Here is a 19,810-nt window from a genome sequence, read left to right as displayed (position 1 = left end):
GGATCGAGGATGTACTTTTCCACCTCAGGCGCACGCCTGTGCGCCGATGGCCCCTCCAATCGCCGCGGTGGCTGCCTGCGCCACCCGCCTACCTGCCGTTGCATCGACATGGCCACGCACCTGCAGCTGGCCAGTCTGCCCTGAACGGCTGCGCATGCCCGCGCCTGATGTGCTCCAGCCACTGTGGCTGGCGCGATGGCCTGCGCTGAAACTTCGTTCTGCTGCTCCAACACCGTTTTACAACCGAGATGCCCGACATGGATGTTCGTCAGTTCACCTTCCTGGCCCGCCAGCCTTCCGCTGCCCTGAAACCGCGTGACACGTTCTGGGGCCTGTCCAAGCGTGGCCTGGCCTTCATGTTGGCGAACATGATGTTTTGGCAGCCGCTGGTGGCCATGGCCGACGGCATCGTGGTCAACGGCGGCGCGACGCAACTGGGTCAGGCCGGCAACGGCGTGCCCATCGTCAACATCGCCACGCCCACGGCGAGCGGCTTGTCGCACAACACGTTCAACGACTACAACGTCGGCCAGCAGGGGGTGATCCTCAACAACGCCACCGGACGCACCCAGTCCACGCAGTTGGGCGGGATCATTCTTGGCAACCCCAACCTGGCCGGCCGCGCAGCCAACGTTATCCTCAACGAGGTCACCGGCAGCAATCCCAGCCAGCTCAAGGGCTACACCGAAGTGGCCGGACAGTCGGCCCATGTCATCGTCGCCAACCCCTACGGCGTATCTTGCAACGGTTGCGGTTTCATCAATACCCCGCATGTCACCCTGACTACCGGCAAACCGGTGATCGAAAACGGCCAGTTGCAGCGTTACCAGGTGGAACAGGGCAGCGTCGCCATTGAGGGGGGCGGCCTCAATGCCGGCAATGTCGAGCAATTCGAGATCGTCACCCGCAGCGCAAAGATCAACGCCGAGATCCAGGCCCGAAACCTGGCGGTGATCGCCGGTGCCAATGATGTTGACGCCGCCACGCTGCAAGCCACCGCGCGCGCCGCCAACCCGACGGACGCGCCGCGATTGGCGATCGACTCCTCGGCCCTGGGCGGCATGTATGCCGGGGCCATCAAGCTGGTGGGCACCGAGGACGGTGTCGGGGTAAAGCTCGACGGTCAACTGATCGCCAGTGGCGGCGATATCCGGCTGGATGCCAATGGTCAGTTGCACATGGCCGAAGTCAAAGCCGAAAAAGGCGCGGTGGATATCACCGCCCGCCAGCTCGAAGCCCAGGGCGCGGTGTACGCCGGTACCGAGCTGCGGGTAGCGACCCAGGGTGACCTGGATAACCGTCAGGCCCTCGCCGCCGCCGGGCGCATCAGCCTCGACAGCGGCGGCCGCCTGACCAACCACGGCATCATCGAAGCCGGGGTCAACCTCGACAACAGCCGTAATGCCAGCGGCGATGTGCAACTGAACGCGCAAACCGTGGACAACCGCGGCAAGCATGTGGTGGCCAGCCGCGACCTGGCCGTCAGCGCCGCCCAGCGCCTGGACAACCAGGGCGGGAGCTTGAGCGCTCAGCGCCAGCTGACAGCCAACGGCGGGGCACTGGCCAACCGCGAGGGTCGCCTGATAGCCGGTCAGGCACTGACACTCACTGCCGCCAGCCTCGACAACAGCCACGGCACGCTCACCAGCGAGGGCGCGCTGCAGGCCGTGATCCAGGGGCAAATGCTCAACCAGGCCGGGTTGCTGGCGGCCAACAGCCACCTGAGCCTGAACGCCTCCAGCCTGGACAACCAGGTCAAAGGCCGGATCACCGGCCAGCACACCCTGGCTCTCAGTGTCGGCCACTTCGACAACCGCAATGGCATCGTTTCGGCCCACGATGCGCTGACGGTCGAGAGTGCGCGACTGGACAACCGCGAAGGTGGCCTGGTCAATTCGGGGCAGGCCATGAACCTGGCTGTGCAGACCCTGGACAACCGTGAGGGCGAAGTCTCCAGTGTCACCGACCTGACCTTGGCCGGCAGCGAGCTCGACAACAGCACCGGCGGTCGTCTGTTGGCCAACGGCGATATGCACCTGACCTTGCAGCGGCTGGACAACCACCTCAAAGGTCTCGTATCCGCGCAGCAGACGGTCGATCTGCATGCGGTGCAGTTGGACAACAGCGAGCAGGGCAGTCTGTATGCCAGGCAAGGCCTGTCGATGCAACTGCGCGCCGGGCTGAACAACCGCCAAGGGACGCTGCGCAGCGATGGTGGCCTGACCTTGCAAGCCGCCAGTGCCGACAATGACAGTGGCCGTACCAGCAGCGCCGCGTCCCTGGTGCTGGGCACCACCGGAGCATTCAGCAACCAGAAGGGCGAACTGCTCGGCGCGGGTGCCGTGAGCCTGACCAGTGCAAGCCTCGACAACCGCGGCGGGACCCTGAGCGGCGACGGCGACGTGCAGGTTACCACCGGCACTCTGGACAACCGCCAAGGGCGGTTCACCAGTGCCGAGCGGCTGACGCTGGTGGCGGCACAGGTGGACAATCGCCAGGCCGGCCGTATTGCCGGCAGCCAGGTGCTCGATGCCCGCATCAAAGGCCTCGATCAGCGAGATGGCGGCAAGCTCTACAGCACCGGGGCCCTGACCCTCGACCTGCAAGGCGAGTACCTGAACAACGCCACCGGCCTGATCAACGCCCATGGCCCGCTGCTGTTCAAGCACCTGGCCCAGGTCGACAACCAGGGCGGCGAAATCTCCAGCCTGCAAGGCTTCACCCTGGCCGCACGCGGTCTCGACAACAGTGGTGGCAAGCTGCTCAGCGACCAGGCCCTGTACATTCGCCTCAAGCAGGCGCTGCGCAACGTCAAAGGGCAGGTGTCGGCGGCCGGGTTGAATGCCACGGCCACGAGCATGGACAACAGCGACGGCGTGTTCGGCAGCCGCCAAGGGCTCGACCTGACCCTGGCGGGAGAACTGCTCAACATCGACGGCGAAGTCTCGAGCAGCGGCGCCGGCGTAATCAACGTCGCGACCCTGAACAACCGGGCTGGCCAGGTCATGGCCGATGCCGGCCTCGCCCTGACCAGCCGTGGCGCGTTGCTCAACCAAGCCGGCACCCTGGGGGGCAAGCAACAGTTGCACGTGGGCGCGGCGAGCCTGGACAACAGCCAGGCCGGCAGTCTGGTGAGTGATGGCGGCCTGACCGTGAAGGTGGATGGCCTGCTGGACAACCAGGCCAAGGGCAGCATCCAGGCCAAAGGCGCGATCGACCTGCAGGCCACGCACCTGGACAACCGTGGCGGGACTCTGCGCACCAACCAGGGCCAGGTATTGCAGGTCGGCCTGCTGGACAATCGTGAAGGCGTGCTCAACAGCAAGCAGGGCCTGACCCTGACCGGCCAGCATCTGCGCAACCAGCAGGGGCTGGTCAATGCCGAGGGGCCGGTGACCCTGACCCTGGACGCCATCGACAATGGCAAGGGCCGAATCTCCAGCAAGAACGACCTGCGAGCTACCGTGGGAGTGCTGGCGCAGCAGGGTGGCGAACTGGTCGCCCAAGGCGACCTGGACCTCACAGGCAGCAGCCTCGACAACCGTGATGGCGGCATGGTCGGGGCGAAAAAGGCACTTAAACTCAAGGTCGAGCACATCGACAACCGCGCCGGCGAGCTGTCCAGCCAGGCCGGCGCCGAGGTCGCTGGCCAGCATCTGGACAACAGCGCAGGCAAGTTGATCGCCGGCACGAACCTGCAACTGACCGTCGCCGCGCTGATCAACCAGGCCAAGGGGCTGGTGTTCGCCAAGGATGTCCACCACACCGGCAGCCGCCTGGACAATGCCGGGGGCCGTTTGGCGCCGGGCAGGCCCTGGCGGTGCAACTGACGGCGGGGCTGGACAATACGGCGGGCAAGCTCAGCAGCGAAGGTACCCTGAGTCTGCACGGCCAGCGCATCGACAACAGCGACGGTCGTCTCTCCAGTGATGGTGTGCTGAATATTGTCAGCGCCAGCGAGTTGATCAACCAGGGCGGCGTCATCGAGAGCGCCAATGCCCTTACGTTGACCAGCGCCAGTCTCGACAACCGTGGCCAGGGGCTTCTCAAGAGCGAGAGCTTTGCCACCTTGGGCCTCGACCACTTCGACAACCGCGACGGCGGGCGCGTGATTGTCGCCGGCAGCCTCGACCTCAAGGCCAAGCAACTCGACAATGACGGCCGCATTGCCAGTGCCGGCATGTTGACCGCCAACCTCGGCGGCCTCGCGCAGCAAGGTGGCGAGCTGAGCAGCAGCGCCCAGCTCGATCTGGACATGAACGGCGCCGACCTGCACAACGCCGGTGTGATCACTGCGCCGCTGCTGGTACTCAAGCAGCTCGGCGGTATCGACAACCAGCACGGTGAGATCTCCAGCCAGCACGCCTTCACCCTGGCAGCCCGAAGCCTGGACAACAGCAACGGCAAGCTGGTCAGCGACCAGGCCCTGACCCTGCGTGTCGAGCGGGTGTTGAGCAACCTCAAAGGCCGTATCAGCGCCAACGGCCTGGACAGCCGCAGCGCCAGCGTGGCCAACGCCGATGGCGTGATCAGCAGCCTGGACGGCCTGCAGGTCGCCGTCGACGGCCTGCTGGACAACCAGCGCGGCACCCTTGTCGGCGATGGCGCGGCGCAGGTGCGCGCCAGTCACCTCGACAACCAAGGCGGCAGCCTGCACGGCAAGGGTGCGCTGAGCGTCGAAGCCGCGCGCCTGGACAACCAGGACGGCAAGCTGATCGGCACCGACACCCTGCGCATCAGTGCTGCCAACCTGGATAACCGCAACGGCCTGATCGGCGCTACAAAAGCGCTGGAACTCGACGTTGCCAGCCTCGACAACCGAGCGGGCGAACTGACCAGCAACGCCGACCTCAGCGTGACCGGCCAGACCCTGGACAACAGCGACGGTGGATTGCTGAAGGCCGACCAGCACCTCAACCTGGGTGTCGCCCAGTTGCTGAACGGCAATGGCGGTAAACTCAACGGCCAGCGCCTCACGCTCACCGGCACCGGGTTGGACAACCGCGGTGGCAGCCTGCGCAGCCAGCAGCCCCTGGTGCTGCGATTGGCGGGCGAATTGGACAACCGCGACGGCCTGCTGAGCAGCGAAGGCACCCTGGTGCTCGAAGCTGCCAGCCTCGACAACCGCCAGGGCCAACTGTCCAGCGCCAAGGACCTGAAGGTCGAAGTCACCGGCCAAGTGCTCAACCAGCACGGCGAGCTGGCCACCGACGGCACCCTGGCCCTGCGCAGCGCCGGCCTGGAAAACCAGGACGGGCGCCTGAGCGGCAAAGGCGCGACGACGCTGACCACCGGCACCCTGAACAACCAGGGCGGCCGCCTCGACAGCGGCGACACCCTGAACCTGACCACCGGGCAACTGAACAACGGTGGCAGCATCGGCAGCGCCAAGGCCCTGACCGCCAGCGTCAGCGGCCTCGACCAGCAGGGTGGCAAGCTGTTCAGCGATGCCGGCCTGACCCTCGACCTGCACAACGGCCAGTTGAACAACCAGGGCGGCCTGATCAACGCGCTCGGCCCGCTGCAACTCGACAACCTCGCCGGCGTCAGCAACCACGAGGGCGAGATATCCAGCGCCCAGGCCTTCACCTTCGCCGCCCGGCACCTGGACAACGCCCAGGGCAAGCTGCTGAGCAACCAGGGCCTGACCCTGCGTATCGCCCAGTTGCTGGACAACACCAAGGGCCTGGTTGGCGCCGCCAGCCTCGATGCCCGCGCCGCGTCCGTGGACAACCGCGGCGGCACCTTGAGCAGCCGTGGCGACCTGCTGCTGAGCAGCGACGGCCGCCTCGACAACCGCGACCAGGGCCTGATCAGCGCCAGCCAGGCCCTGACTCTGCGCGCCATGGCCCTGGACAACAGCGCCAACGGCCTGGTCAACAGCCAGGGCCGACTCGAGCTGCACGCCGGCAACCTCGACACCGGCAGCGGCGGCGAAGTCTCCGCCAAGGGCGCGATGGCCCTGGACCTCGGTGCGATCACCCTGGCGGGCGGCCGCCTGGTCGGTGAGGGCGCCGTCACCCTGGACCTGAACGGCAATGACCTGGATAACCGCAAGGGCAAGATCCTCGTCCAGGGGCCGCTGACCCTGGAGCGCCTGCGCGCCATCAACAACCAAGGCGGCGAGCTCTCCAGCCAGCACGCGCTGGCCCTGAACACCGGCCTGCTCGACAACACCGACGGCAAGCTGATCAGCAGCCAGGAGCTGACCGTCAACGCCGCCAGCCTGCTCAACCAGAACGGCCTGGTGTCCGGCTGGCAAGGCCTGGCCGTGACCGGCGCGAGCCTCGACAACCGCAACCAGGGCACGCTGTCCAGCCGCAACGGCGCGCTGGACGTGCAGTTGTCCGGCACCCTGCTCAACAGCACGGCCGGCGCCCTGGTCAGCCAGGGCCGGCTGAGCGTCGCGGCCGCCAGCCTCGACAACAGCGCTGGCATCCTCTCCAGCGGCGCCGGCCAGCGCCTGACAATTGCCGGTGAGATGAACAACAGCGCCGGCGGCCTGATCGACAGCGGTGCCGATCTCGACCTGCAAGCCGCCACCCTCGACAACCAGGGCGGCACCGTCAATGGCCAGCAGGCCATGACCGTCACCGCCACCGACCTGCGCAACCAGGCCGGCACGCTGGCCAGCAACGGCGGCCTGACCCTCGACCTGCTCGGCAAACTGGAAAACGCCAACGGCAAGCTCGCCAGCGGCGGCCCGTTGCTGCTGCAGCGAGCGACCCAGGTCGACAACCAGGGCGGCCAGATCGCCAGCCAGGGCCTGCTGACCCTGCGAGCCGGCGGCATCGACAACCGCCAGCGCGGCACGCTGGTGAGCAACGGCCGGATGGCGATCACCACCACCGGCATCCTGCGCAACGACGCCGACGGCCTGATCTACAGCGAAGGCGCCGAGCTGCAGGTAACGGCGGCCGGGATGAGCAACCTCGGCGGCCTGATGCAAGGCCAGGGCGGCCTGAACTTCGCCACTGATGGCGAGCTCGACAACCAGGGCGGCAAGCTGCTGGCCAGCACCGGGGACGTCGACGTCAAAGCCAGCACCTTGAGCAACCAGGGTGGCACCCTGGCCAGCCTCAAGGGGCTGCTGCGCATCGAGGCCGACCAGAAGCTGCTCAATGGCCAGGACGGCGTCGGCAAGGGCGGTACCCTGCATGGCCAGCGCCTGGACCTGACCGCAGGCAGCCTCGACAACCAGCACGGTCGTATCGCCGCCCAGAATGGCGATGCGCTGATCAAGACCGCCGCCTTGGTCAACACCAACGGCGGCCTGTACGCCAGCAACCTGGTGCAGCTCAAAGGCACGACCCTTGACAACAGCGCCGGCCAGATCGCCGCCGGGCGGGTCGAACTGGGGCTGAGTGGCCAGCTCGGCAACCGTGCCGGGGTGATCGAAAGCGACAGCACCCTTGCCGTGAAGGCCAGCGGCGTCGACAACCAGGATGGCCAGTTGCGCGCCCTGGGCATCGATGGCAAGACCGACCTGCAGATCGGCGGCGTGTTCGACAACCGCAACGGCCACCTGGAAACACGCAACAGCGACTTCACCCTGAACGTCGCCGGCCTGCGCAACCAGGGCGGCAGCCTGTTGCACGGCGGCGCCGGCACCTTCGACGTCGCCACCGCCAACCTGCTCGATGCCGGCGGCAGCGTGCTGACCCGAGGCGGACTGACGCTGACTGCGGACATCTGGACCAACAGCAGCGTGATCCAGGCCGGGCGCCTGACCCTCAACGTCAAACAGCTGAACCAGACCACCCAAGGCCAGTTGCTGGCCTCGGACAGCCTGGTCGGCACCGGCGGCAACTGGAGCAACGACGGCCTGATCGCCAGTGATGGCTCGGCACAGTTGACCCTTACCGATAGTTACACCGGCAACGGCCGCTACAGCAGCCTGGGCAATCTTGGCCTGAACGCTCGGCAACTGGAGCTGGGCGCCACCGGTAGTGTGGCGAGCGGGCGGGACGCCACCCTCAACCTCGCTGGCCAGCTCAACAACGCCGGCCGCCTGACCGCCGCCGACAACCTCACGCTGACGGCAGCCGGCGTCAATAACAGCGGCACCCTGGCCAGCGGCGAAGACCTGACCCTGACCACCCCGGCGCTGCTCAACAGCAAGGGCCTGATCACCAGCGGCGGCGACATGCGCCTGCTGGCTGCCACATTCACCAACAGCTACGCCGACGTCTATGGCCTGGGCAACGTCCTGATCGCCCGCGACGCGGGCCAGGCCAAGGCCGACCTGCTGGACAACCGCTCGGGCACCATCGAGAGCGGCCGTAACCTGACGATCAACGCCACTACCGTCAACAATGTGCGTGACGTGCTGGAGCATACGAAGCCGGAAAAAGTCTCGGTTACCATCAGAGAACTCGATTGCAACCTGATCCCCGGCCCCGGCTGCGATTTCCGCAAGAAAGGCCGGCGCAACGGCCTGTGGCAGATCGATGAAATCGACCGCCTGACCGTCACCCGCAGCAGTGCCGCCGCCAACCTCAACAGCGGCGCCGACCTGCTGATTGACGCCCAGACGTTGAGCAACCACAGCAGTGCGATCAGTGCCACCGGCAACCTCACAGCCAACGCCGTCACCATCAACAACGAAGGTTTGCAAGCCCAGGAGATCAAGACCACCCGCAAATACTGGAACTTCGTCAAGCAGATCCACTCGGCGTTACCGGCCGCGGCCAATTTCAACGCCCGCAACAGCCCCACGCCATCGGCGACGGTCGAGGCCGAGCTCAGCAGTTTCCTGAGCCTGATGGGCGGTGGCATGTTGTCGAAGGTAGTCACCAACAGCAACGGCGATGGCCAGGCCTATGACGCGGTGATCCAGGCCGGCGGCAACGTTGCCCTGAATGCCGCGCAGAACATCAGCAACAGCGTGATCCGCCCGCACTATGCCTACGTCTCGGCGGGGCGCACCAAGACCGACACCGGCGCTGGCAGTGGCTACTCGACCGCGGTCTCGATCAACACCCAGCTACCACCGGACCTGGCCCAGCAGCAGGTCAATCCGGTGACCCTGCCGGGCTTCAGCCTGCCTACAAGTCAGAATGGCCTGTTCCGCCTGAGCGAGCAGGGTGCCGACAGCGCGCAGGCGGCCCAGGGCAGCAGCAGGTCGCAGAACTGGACCCTTGGCGGGGCCAGCGTCGACCTGGCCCAACGCCAGCAATTGCCCGACAGCCAAGGCCGGACCCTCCAGTTGGACGCGGTCACGCCGCTGGCCGCCAGTACCCGCACGGTGACCGTCGAGGCGCGCGAAACCGGTGACATCGATGCCGCCGCCCATGCGATCGAGGTTCCCAGCGTGGGTGGCATCGACGTCGGCACGCTGCAGCCGGTGCGCGCCCAAATGGGTGATATCGCCTCCGTCGAAGGGATCGAGGCGCTGCCACCGCAGGTCGATGGCGTGCAGAGGCCGCAGGTCTCGCGGCCAAGCAGCGAACCGTCGCTCACACTCGTCAGCCAGACCGTCAGCCGCGTCCAGGGCCTGCCCGAACGCCAGTCGCAACCGCAGCCGCACAAGTACCTGGTCGAAACCAACCCGGTACTCACCGACCTCAAGCAGTTCATGAGTTCGGACTACCTGCTCGCTAACCTGGGCTACAACCCCGACCAGAGCGCCAAACGCCTGGGAGATGGCTTCTACGAGCAACGCCTGATCCGCGACGCGGTAATGGCCCGCACCGGTCAGCGCTTCATCGACGGCCAGAACACCGACGAGAAGCTGTTCAAGTACCTGATGGACAACGCCATCAAGAGCAAGCAGCAGCTCAACCTGGCCGTGGGCGTGAGCCTGAGCGCCGAGCAGGTCGCGGCCCTGACCCACGACATCGTCTGGCTGGAAAAGACCACGGTGCGCGGCGAGGAAGTGCTGGCGCCGGTGCTCTACCTGGCCCACGCCAAGCAACGCCTGGCGCCCAACGGCGCGCTGATCGCCGGTAACAACGTCAACCTGATCGCCGGCCACAACCTCGACAACGCCGGCACCCTGCGCGCCCTCGAAAAGCTCACCGGCACGGTCGGCAACGACCTGGTGAACAGCGGCCTGATCGAAGCGGGCGGCCGCCTGGACCTGCTGGCCGGCAACAACATCGTCAACAAGGCCGGCGGCATCATCGCCGGGCGTGACGTGTCGCTGGTCGCGGCTAACGGCAGTGTGCTCAACGAACGCAGCGTCACCGTGCACCAAAGCAGCGACGGTGTGATCAGCGAGCGCACCGACTTCCTGGACAGCGCGGCCCGCATCGAGGCGGCCAACGACCTGAGCGTCAAGGCCGGGCGCGACCTCATCAGCAGCGCCAGCGTGTTGCAGAGCGGACGCGACCTGACCTTGCAGGCCGGGCGCGACCTGAGCCTGGGCGTGGTCGAGCAAGTGGGCAGCAATGCCAACGCTGCGGCGCGCCACAGCAGCTCGACGATCACCCAGCACGGCTCTTCTATCACGGCCGGGCGTGACCTGTCGGCGGTCGCCGGCCGGGACCTGGCGGCGATCGCCAGCCAGATCGAGGCCAAGCGCGACGTGGCGATGTCGGCCGGCGCTGGCCTGAGCCTGATCTCGGCGGCCAACGAGCAGCATTGGGCGGCGAACACCAAGAAAGTCAAGGTGCTCGAAGATCACGTGCAACAGGTGTCCACCACCGTCAAGGCAGGTGGCGACGTGGCCCTGGTCGCCGGCCAGGACCTGGCGATGAGCGCCAGCCGGGTCGAGGCCGGGGACGAGGCCTACCTGGTCGCCGGTGGCCGGCTGGGCCTGCTGGCGGCCGAAGACAGTGATTACTCGCTGTATGACAAGAAGAAGAAAGGCAGCTTCGGCAGCAAGAAGACCCAGCGTGATGAAGTGACCAAGGTGACCCAGGTTGGCAGTGCCGTCAGCGCGGGTGGCAACTTGACCATCAAGAGCGAGGGCGATCAGCAGTACCAGGCTGCCAAGCTGAATAGTGGCGAGGACCTGACGCTGGAGAGCGGCGGCGACATCACCTTCGAAGCTGTAAAGGACTTGCGCCAGGAAAGTCACGAGAAGTCCAAAAGCAGCATGGCCTGGACCAGCATGAAGGGCAAAGGCAGCACGGATGAGACCCTGCGCCAGAGCGAATTGATCGCCCAGGGTCAGTTGGCCATTCGTGCTGCGGGGAAGATCCACATCGACATTAAGCAGGTTGACCAGCAGACGGTCAGCCAGACGATCGATGCAACGGTCGCAGCAGAACCTGGCCTCGCTTGGCTCAAGGATGCAGAGGCGCGTGGTGATGTCGACTGGAGGCTGGTCAAGGAGGTTCACGAGAGCTGGAAGTATAACCAGTCGAGTCTGGGCGCTGCCCCTGCGCTGATCATTTCGATCATCGCCAGCTTCTACCTTGGGCCTTTGGCTGGCGCTTTCGCTAGCAACCTCGCCGTGGGTACCATCAACGGTGGTGGCGATCTCGGTGCCGGCTTGAAGTCCGCCACCAGCATGCAAGCCATCAAGGGCTACGCCACGCAGTGGGCTACCGGAATGGCCTTGGGCAAGCTGGATAGCCTGGTGAGTGGCTGGAATACCGATGGCGCGTTGATCCTGACCAAGAGTGGCGTCAACAACCCAGGCTATACCTCGCAGATGCTCAGCCTGGACAACATCGGGCAGAACCTGTTGCGTAGCGGCAGCCATGCCTTGGTGGCCGGTACCATCAGTACGGCGATCAATGGCGGTAGTCTCAAGGACAACCTGGGCGGAGCCCTGGTTTCGGAGGGCTTCGACCTGCTCGCCGCAGGCAGCAACAAGGAACTGGGTGACTTCGCGGATTCGCTGGGGATCGACCCCGGGACGGCCTCGAAGGTCATGATGCATGCGGTGCTGGGTGGGGCGTTGGCCGAGGCACGTGGTGGCGACTTCACGAGTGGCGCCATGGCGGCCGCAGCGTCGGAAGGCCTGACGTCCATTGCAAGCGACAAGCTGGGCAAGTACCTGGATCAGCGCTTTGCCACCAACGATCAGTTCCGTGTTGGTACCGCGCAGGTCATCGGTGTACTCGCCGGCGCATTGGCAGGCGGCGATCCGCAGATCGCCAGTTGGGTTGCCGGTAACGCCGAGCGTTATAACCGCCAGTTGCACAACGACGACAAGTCCCTTGCCACGCGCTTGGCGGCGCGTAGTAATGGGCGTTTCACGGTCGGGCAGATCGAAGAGCAGTTACGCCTGGCCTCGACCCGGGACGGTGTGCTCAACCCGGCCAGCGACATTGTGGCTTCCGCTGGGCAGATCTACGACAAAGATGGCCATTGGGTGAGGACGGGCGCGGATACCTACGTCCAGACCCTCGCCAGGCTTGACCCTGCTGTCATCGATTACATCAAGGCCAACTCGGACCGCTACAGTTGGACGACGCCATCGGCGCAGCCCTACGAAGGGCAGGCTGGTGTGGGGGCTGGCAATGGTCGGGATCGTCTGACCGGTTATGTGCTCGATGAAAAGGGTGGCTATCGCGCCAGTGTGGAAGTCGAGGGCAAGGTCTTCACTCCGCGGTATTTTCCTTGTGGCAGCGCGGAATGTATTGCGGCGGGAAGTAACGTTGACCCGAATGATCCGGAGACGCAGCGCTGGATTGAGGCAACAAATGCCAAGGCGATCAGTGATGCCAGTGTGGCGGCGACGCTGTTGCCTGTACCTGGCGGTCCTTTGCTTGGGAAATTGTTGGGGCCGTTGCTTGAGCGGATAGGGGTGAAAAGCGCTGCAGAGGTTGTGGGGGCAAAAAGTGCGGTAGAGACCAGTAAGCTTCTTGATGACGCGACCCGACAGCTGGAAGCGTATATCGGTACTTTTGGGAAATACAAGCCACCTACCGCAATTGGCGCTGTAGACCCTCTGACAGGTAAGATAGTAACGGCATCGAATGGGGCCGTTCCGGATATAATCGCGCCCGAGCTGGTTGCATATGCTGAACGTTTGGGGGGGTTGGGCGTTAAAACAGCTTGTGGCAACACGCTGGGTCGTTGTGCTGAGTTTAGGGCTGCTAATGAGTTGCTATTGAATAATTCAAGATTGAAATTGAGTGACATTAAATTTACTTCTGCGATACGTCCGCGAACAGGCGAGGTGGTTCCTCGTTGTGATAATTGCATTGGCATGTTTGGAGTTGAATGATGGAAATGGATGATGAGTTCTTAGAGGTTAATGATCTCGACTGGTTTGCTTCCTTTCAAGATGGCATGCTGGCGCATTTCGCGACGGGAGGGCGAGGCTACATTCCTGTGCAGATAAGGGAGTCAATTGCTGCATATGAGAAAAGTCTTGATTATTTTTTGTCCGTAGAGGGCGGCGTCGGGGTATTGGTTATTGAGGAAAATTTGCCGAAATTTAATAGCGCCCTGCAGCGGGAGCGATACTTGAAATCATTTATCGCTATGGCTGGTAGAGGTTTGTTTAGTTATGATGTTAATCAGTTGGGGGGGTACAGTTTGATCGCTAGACCTCAAGCGGGACTACGTCTTTGTGAATTGCCTGGGGATATTAGGGGTGTTATTCATGTTCTATCACTACGCTTTTCTTCTCGTATAGATGTCAGTAGTATGATTTAATGCTTGGGGCGATGGTTGGGTTGGAGGAAAAGGGGACAGATTTATTTTTCCTACTCTAAATTCGGTTCCTGGAGCGTAGCGATCTAGCTGTTAGGCAGGGTAGGCCGAAATTAGAGTAGAGAAAATACATCTGTCCCCTTTTTCTCCTTTTTTCTCCTTTTTTCTCCGATTTGTAAAAGACTCCAAGGTGTTCTTTAATTCGACCACCAACAACGCTGTTGTGCTCGATGCGTCAGGAGGTTTTGTGACGGGCTTTAAGCTCTCGCCAGGAACTCAGCAGTTTGATAACTTTGTTAAAAATGGAGTTCTACGATGAGTCTTACTCTCTTGGAGTTTGCAAGATCGTATGTGGCCGGAAGGCTGACAGCCGAAGTTTTTTCTGAGGCGTATATTGAACTTTGGAAAATTGAGCGAGATAGGAATCTCCTTCAACTAGATGAGCCTTCGCTGAGCGAGTGCTTGTCCAGCATTTTTTGTGCTGCGGATATGTACGAGTCAGATGAATCAAGGGAAGAGTATGAGTTCGACGATGTAATGCTTAAATCCAAAGTCGCGAGCTTGATGCAAGAAATAGTCGCTGGTTAGTTGGTGCAAAAGGAGAATTGTGGAGAATTCAGTCACCTATTCCAAAAGTAGATGTCAAAAATGATTTTATGATGAGTGTGTCCAATGGGGGTGCTACTCTTAGGTACGGTAATCCTGAGGGCGTAGCAGGATTGGTCGTGAATGTGGATAAAACGGGAGTGCTGGGGTTTGAGATTCGTGCAGCACAAAATCACCCCTATTACGATGCATCAGGCACTGATATGTTCGCGAGCGCAATGCAAGAAGGAAAAGGGGACGAAGGAAAAGGGGGCAGATTTATTTTTCCTACTCTAAATTTGGTTCCTGGAGCGTAGCGATCTAGCTGTTTGGCAGGGTAGGCCGAAATTAGAGTAGAGAAAATAAATCTGTCCCCTTTTTCGCTTTTTCGTCATTCTTCCGTGAGTCCTACGACACCTTCGCCCAGTACCGCGCCACCCTCGACCGCCTGACCGGTTTTCTCGACGCCAACCAGCAGGCCAGCGAGTTGCCGCGCGTAGTCAGCGTGGATCAGGAACACGCATTGGGGATCCAGGGCTTGCAGGTGCGCCGCCCCGACGGCCACGCGCTGATCGCCGATCTTGACCTGAATTTGCACAGCGGCCAGGCGCTGCTGATCAAAGGGCCATCGGGCAGTGGCAAGACCACCTTGCTGCGTGCCCTGGCGGGCCTGTGGCCGTATGCCGAGGGCGAGGTCAGGCGGCCACTGGGGACGCAGGCGCTGTTCCTCTCGCAGCGCCCATACCTGCCGCTGGGCGACCTGCGCACCGCCATCGCCTATCCAGCGCAGGGCGCGTCCGGCGATGATGCGCGCATGCAGCAGGCCCTGCGCCAGGTCAACCTCGCCCATCTGGCCGAGCGGCTGGACGAGCAGCGCGACTGGTCACGGATCCTGTCACTCGGCGAACAGCAGCGCCTGGCGTTTTCCCGGGTGCTGTTCAACCGGCCGCAGGTGGTGTTCCTCGACGAGTCCACCTCGGCGATGGACGAAGGGCTGGAGCATGCGCTGTATTCGCTGCTGCGTACGGAGCTGCCGGCGACGCTGCTGGTCAGTGTCGGGCACCGCAGTACCCTGGCGGGGTTCCACTCTCATCGGCTGGTGGTGGACGGGCAGGGGGGATGGTCGTTGCTGGAGCAGCAGCCTGCGACGGAGGTGCCTGCCTAGCGTCTATACGTAGCACGGTGCTTCTTTCGATCCGCTATAATCGCGATGTGTTCACCCATCAAGGTGTGTAAAGGTGAAAGGGATCAGCCTGGAAACCAAGAAGGCTTACTGTGCCAAGACACGTCGCTCTAACTATGTAGCCAGCCTGCGGCTAGAGGGCTTCACCGTGTCACCGGACGCGGCTGAGCGTGAGCTTCCCACCCGGGAGGAACTGCTGCGTAAATACCGCAAGCAGAGCTGACGTTGGATAAATACGGGGTCGGGCAGGATGCTTATTGCTATGCCGGCACCTCGGTTTTGCGCAATCGGCTCGGTATTCATGATGACGATGAGCTGTGCAGGGCCGAGCGGGACTTCTCCGAGCTGGCCGCGAGCGAGATCGAATTCAGTCTGCCACCCTATGATCTTGCCTACTTGAAGCAGATTCATCGTTCGCTTTTTCGGGATGTCTACGATTGGGCGGGCGAGCTGCGTGTTCTCGATATTTCGAAAGGCCAGACCCGTTTTTGCAATCTAAGTCGGATCGAGCCCGAAGCCGGCAAGGTCTTCGCCAGGATGGCAAACAGGCAGTGGTTCGAGGGGCATGATCGTGGCGCCTTGGTGGCCGCTGTTGCTGAAAGCTTTGGGGATCTGAATATGATTCATCCCTTCCGAGAGGGCAATGGGCGGGCACAGCGCATACTGTTCGAGCATCTACTGCTCAATGCGGGTTTTCAGATCGACTGGTGGCAGGTTGAACCCGATGCATGGGTCGAAGCGAACATTGCCGCAGTTGTTTGTGATTACTCGGCGCTGGAGCGCATTTTTCACCAATCCCTGGGTTTGTCGGCAATCAAGTGAAGTCCGATTTCCGCGAGCTGATTTAAACCTTTGTAGGAGCGGGCTTGTCCCGCGACAGCTTCAGCACAGGTAACGAGGCTGCTCTTCATGGCCTATCACCGGGTAAGCCATAGCCCCATCAGCGTGACCAGCGCGAAAGCGCCCCCCACCATGAACGTCGCCTGATATCCCACCCAGTCCCACAGCCCTCCGGCCAGCACACTGGCCACCAGCAACGCCACCCCCGTCACCAGATTGAACACGCCGAATGCGGTCCCGCGCAGGTCCTCGGACGCACTATCGGCGATCAAGGCGCTGAACACGCCTTGGGTAAACCCCATGTGCAGCCCCCACAGGATCACGCCCAGTGCCAGGCCGGACAGGCCCGGCAACCAGGCCAGCAGCAGATCGGCCAGCACCAGCAGGGCCAGCCCGAGCATCAACACACCCCGTCGCCCGACCTTGTCGGAAAGTGCCCCGGCAGGATAGGCCGACAGGGAATAGGCCAGCGACATCAGCACCAGCACCGCTGGCGCCCACAAGGGGGCAAGGCCAAGCGCCTGGCCGCGCAGCAGCAGAAACGCTTCGCTGAAGCGCGCCAAAGTGAACAGCGTGGCCAGGAAGAGCAGACGCCAGTAACCGTTGCCCAGCCGGGCCAGTTCGCGAAGTGCCAGAGGCATGGCCACTGTGCCGAGCGCAGCCGGTTTTTCGGGCTCGCGGACGAAGGCTACCAGCACATAGAGCGCCATGAACGCCGGAATCACCGCCACCCAGAACACCGTCTGGAAGTGGCTGGCGGTCAGCCACATCAACAGGATCGCCAGCAATGGCCCGAGAAACGCCCCGACCGTATCCAGCGCCTGGCGCAGGCCGAATGCCGCGCCGCGCAGTGCGGCGGGGGTGACATCGGCGATCAGCGCGTCCCGTGGCGCGCCGCGGATGCCCTTGCCGACGCGGTCGACGAAGCGTGCCGCGGTCAGCCATTCCAGCCCGGGGGCTAGCGGGAAGATCGGCTTGGTCACGGCGGCCAGGCCGTAGCCGATCACCGTCAGCCGCTTGCGCTTGCCCAGGCGGTCGCTGAGGGCGCCGGAGAACACCTTGGTGATCGCCGCCGTCGCCTCGGCGATGCCTTCGATCAGGCCCACGGCCAGCACCGAGGTGCCGAGCACGGTGACCATGTACAGCGGGAGCAGGGCGTGGATCATCTCGGAGGAGATGTCCATCAGCAGCGAGACGAAGCCTAAAGCCCAGACGCTGCGGGGGATGGGGCTGTGGTTGGGCATGGTGCTCTCGAGGATGGTGTCGAGTTCACTGTAGCCGAGCCATGCGCAACCCCTGTAGGAGCGGCCTTGTGCCGCGAAAGGGGCGCGTAGCGGCCCCAGGATTTCAGCGGTGATGCAGAAATTGCCGGGGCCGCTTTGCGGCCCTTTCGCGGCACAAGGCCGCTCCTACAGGGCCCGCGTGAAGCCAAAGGTCACGACTTGAAGCGTCCCACCAACCCGTTCAACTCGTCTGACAGCTGCGCCAGCCTGCCGGAGTCGGCCTGGGCGGAACTGGCCAGCCCCTCCACCAGCCGTGCCTCGTCGTAGATCTGCTGGATATGCCGGTTGATCTCCTCGGCCACGCTGTGCTGCTCCTCGGCGGCGGCAGAGATCTGCAGGTTCTGGTCGCGGATCTCGTTCACCGAGAGCTGGATGCCCTCGAAGCTGTCCCGCGCGCTTTCGATCGACGACACGCTGGCCCGCGACAGGTCCAGGCAGCTTTCCATCTTCTGCGAGACCTCCTGGGTCTTGCCGCCCAAGGTGTTGAGCAACTGGTCGATCTCGCCGGTGGAGTCGGCGGTGCGCTTGGCCAGCGCCCGCACCTCGTCCGCCACCACCGCAAAGCCACGGCCCTGGTCGCCGGCCCGGGCCGCCTCGATGGCGGCGTTGAGCGCCAGAAGGTTGGTCTGCTCGGCGATGGCGCGGATGGTGCCGAGGATCTGGTTGATGCTGCGGCTGCCTTCCTCCAGCTCGACCATGGCCTGGGACGACTCGCTCAGGCGCCGGCCCAGGCGATTGACGTTGTCGGTGGTCGCCTCGATCTGCTGCTTGCCCTCGGCCACCCGGCGGTGGCCGTGCTCGGCGGCGTCGGCGGCGCTGCTGCACGAGCGCGCCACTTCGTTGGCGGTGGCGACCATCTCGTTGAACGCGGTGGATACCAGCTCCACTGCCTCGCGCTGACGCCCGGCGGCCTCGTTCATGTTGCCGGCCATCTCGCTGTTACTGCGCGAGGCTTCGTGCAGGTTGGTCGAGGCCGCGCCAATGCGCTGGATCAGCTGGCGGATGGCGGCGAGGAACTTGTTGAACCAGCCGGCCAGCTCGGCGGTTTCATCCTTGCCCTGGACCTGCAGGTCGCGGCGCAGGTCGCCTTCGCCCTCGGCGATCGACTGCAGGCCGATGCTGACCTGGCCGATCGGCTTGACGATCACCCGCGAGAACGCCGCGGCCACCAGGGCGAAGATCAGGGCCAGCACCACCACGATCAACGCGGTGACATAGGTCATGCGCGTCGCCGCGGCCATCACCTCGTCGTACTCGATCAGGCCGATAAAGCGCCAGCCCAGGCCCGGTGAGGTCCACACATTGGCCATGTAGCGCACACCGTCGATCACCACGTCGGTGGATCCCTGGGAAGTGGCGGCCAGTTGCGCGTAGGGCGCGCCGAGGTCCTTGAGCTGCTTGAAGCCGTGGCTGGCGTTGCGCGGGTCGACCAGCACGGTGCCGTCCTCGATCAGCATCACGTAGCCGCTGTCGCCCAGCTTGATGCTCTTGACCAGCTCGGTGAGATTCTTCAACGACACGCTGACCACGAACACGCCCTTGGCCTTGCCGGCCTCGTCGAGCAGTGCCCGGGCGGTGCCGACCAGGGCCACGTCATCCTTGTCGTAGTAGTAGGCGGCGGTGCGCACGGTCTTGTCCGGGCTGGCCATGGCAGCCTTGTACCAGGGGCGGGTGCGCGGGTCGTACTTGGCCAGTTGCGGGTCGTCCGGCCATTTGGCGTAGCTGCCGTCCTCGAGGCCGATGGACAGGATCGCCGCGGCCGGGTGAGTGGTGCCGTAGCGGGCGAAGGCGTCGATCACCTTCTGCGCGGCTTCGGGCATTGGCTGGCGGGCGGCATCGGCGCCGGTGTAGTCCTTGAGCGAGGTGACCGAGGTGTATACAGGATCCTTGGCCATTTGATCGACGTTCTGCAGCGTGCCATCGAAGAACTGGCGCATGTTGCCGTCGATCTGGCGGATTTCCCGGGTGCTGCCGTCGAGGAACTGGTCCACCGCCTCGCTGCGGATGTTCAGCACTGAGATCCCGCCGACCAGGGCCACCGGGATGAAGGCCACCAGTACGAAGGCCAGGATCAGTTTGTTTTTTATTTTCATGGTGACGCCCATCCGTGAGAGTGAAGGGTGTACATGGCCGCTTCGATGGAGTGGTGGCCACTTGCTACCTTTTCTGTTTCGGCGGGCGGAATATAAACCTTTAGTAGATATTTCGTGTACAGGAAAATAAGAAATTGTCCTGACTTTCAGGGCAAGTAGCAGGGCAAATAGGAGGAAATGCGTGGGAGCGGGCTTGCCCCGCGATGAGGCCAGGACGGTTGTTTCAAGCGGATTACTAAGACTTTCCCTATTTCACGTAGGACGTTTCC

10 protein-coding genes and 2 pseudogenes are annotated in these 19,810 nt (G+C 63.5%); 10 read left to right on the top strand and 2 right to left on the bottom strand.

Annotated elements, in window-relative coordinates:
* The first annotated feature begins 9 nt into the window (after positions 1–9).
* The 10 genes and pseudogenes from VUG52_RS18385 to VUG52_RS18340 all read left to right on the top strand — a co-directional run bounded on the left by VUG52_RS18385 (position 10) and on the right by VUG52_RS18340 (position 16,147).
* Positions 10–144, top strand: coding sequence for a hypothetical protein (locus VUG52_RS18385; protein ID WP_256205979.1), 135 nt, complete (start codon positions 10–12; stop codon positions 142–144).
* Positions 145–257: 113 nt separating this feature from the next.
* Positions 258–2,303, top strand: a pseudogene (locus tag VUG52_RS27300) (two-partner secretion domain-containing protein); the annotation flags it as partial.
* Positions 2,283–3,830, top strand: coding sequence for a hypothetical protein (locus VUG52_RS27295; protein ID WP_442964608.1), 1,548 nt, complete (start codon positions 2,283–2,285; stop codon positions 3,828–3,830). The pseudogene VUG52_RS27300 and the gene VUG52_RS27295, both read left to right, overlap by 21 nt.
* The gene (locus tag VUG52_RS18375; protein ID WP_331831846.1) at positions 3,821–13,126 is read left to right on the top strand and encodes a DUF637 domain-containing protein; all 9,306 of its coding nucleotides are present in this window, start codon (positions 3,821–3,823) and stop codon (positions 13,124–13,126) included. Before VUG52_RS27295 ends, VUG52_RS18375 begins: the two co-directional genes overlap by 10 nt.
* Complete coding sequence (locus VUG52_RS18370) at positions 13,126–13,560, top strand: hypothetical protein (protein WP_082337701.1); 435 nt, start codon at positions 13,126–13,128, stop codon at positions 13,558–13,560. Before VUG52_RS18375 ends, VUG52_RS18370 begins: the two co-directional genes overlap by 1 nt.
* 312 nt (positions 13,561–13,872) lie before the next feature.
* Positions 13,873–14,145 carry a colicin immunity domain-containing protein gene (locus VUG52_RS18360; protein ID WP_050705014.1) on the top strand — a complete coding sequence of 91 codons (273 nt, stop codon included), beginning with the start codon at positions 13,873–13,875 and terminating at the stop codon, positions 14,143–14,145.
* 137 nt (positions 14,146–14,282) lie between these two features.
* Entirely contained in the window at positions 14,283–14,459 is a 177-nt protein-coding gene (locus VUG52_RS18355; protein WP_156329609.1) for a hypothetical protein, read from the top strand.
* A 74-nt stretch (positions 14,460–14,533) separates the two neighbouring features.
* Positions 14,534–15,307, top strand: a pseudogene (locus VUG52_RS18350) (ABC transporter ATP-binding protein/permease); the annotation flags it as partial.
* A 73-nt stretch (positions 15,308–15,380) separates the two neighbouring features.
* Positions 15,381–15,548: a YhfG family protein gene (locus VUG52_RS18345; protein WP_156329610.1), complete on the top strand. Its 168-nt coding sequence runs from the start codon at positions 15,381–15,383 to the stop codon at positions 15,546–15,548.
* A 2-nt stretch (positions 15,549–15,550) separates the two neighbouring features.
* Entirely contained in the window at positions 15,551–16,147 is a 597-nt protein-coding gene (locus tag VUG52_RS18340) for a putative adenosine monophosphate-protein transferase Fic (protein ID WP_050705015.1), read from the top strand.
* A gap of 95 nt (positions 16,148–16,242) precedes the next feature.
* On the opposite strand, the gene VUG52_RS18335 is transcribed toward VUG52_RS18340, so the two are convergent.
* Both VUG52_RS18335 and VUG52_RS18330 read right to left on the bottom strand, forming a co-directional pair.
* The gene (locus tag VUG52_RS18335; RefSeq protein ID WP_262974284.1) at positions 16,243–17,409 is read right to left on the bottom strand and encodes an MFS transporter; all 1,167 of its coding nucleotides are present in this window, start codon (positions 17,407–17,409) and stop codon (positions 16,243–16,245) included.
* A 191-nt stretch (positions 17,410–17,600) separates the two neighbouring features.
* Positions 17,601–19,541, bottom strand: coding sequence for a methyl-accepting chemotaxis protein (locus tag VUG52_RS18330; protein WP_050705017.1), 1,941 nt, complete (start codon positions 19,539–19,541; stop codon positions 17,601–17,603).
* Positions 19,542–19,810 lie beyond the last annotated feature (269 nt).

The organism is Pseudomonas sp. LH21 (assembly GCF_036549575.1).
GTDB lineage: Bacteria > Pseudomonadota > Gammaproteobacteria > Pseudomonadales > Pseudomonadaceae > Aquipseudomonas > Aquipseudomonas peradeniyensis.
Note: the sequence above shows the minus strand (reverse complement) of the source record. Positions and strands in the feature narration are given on the sequence as shown.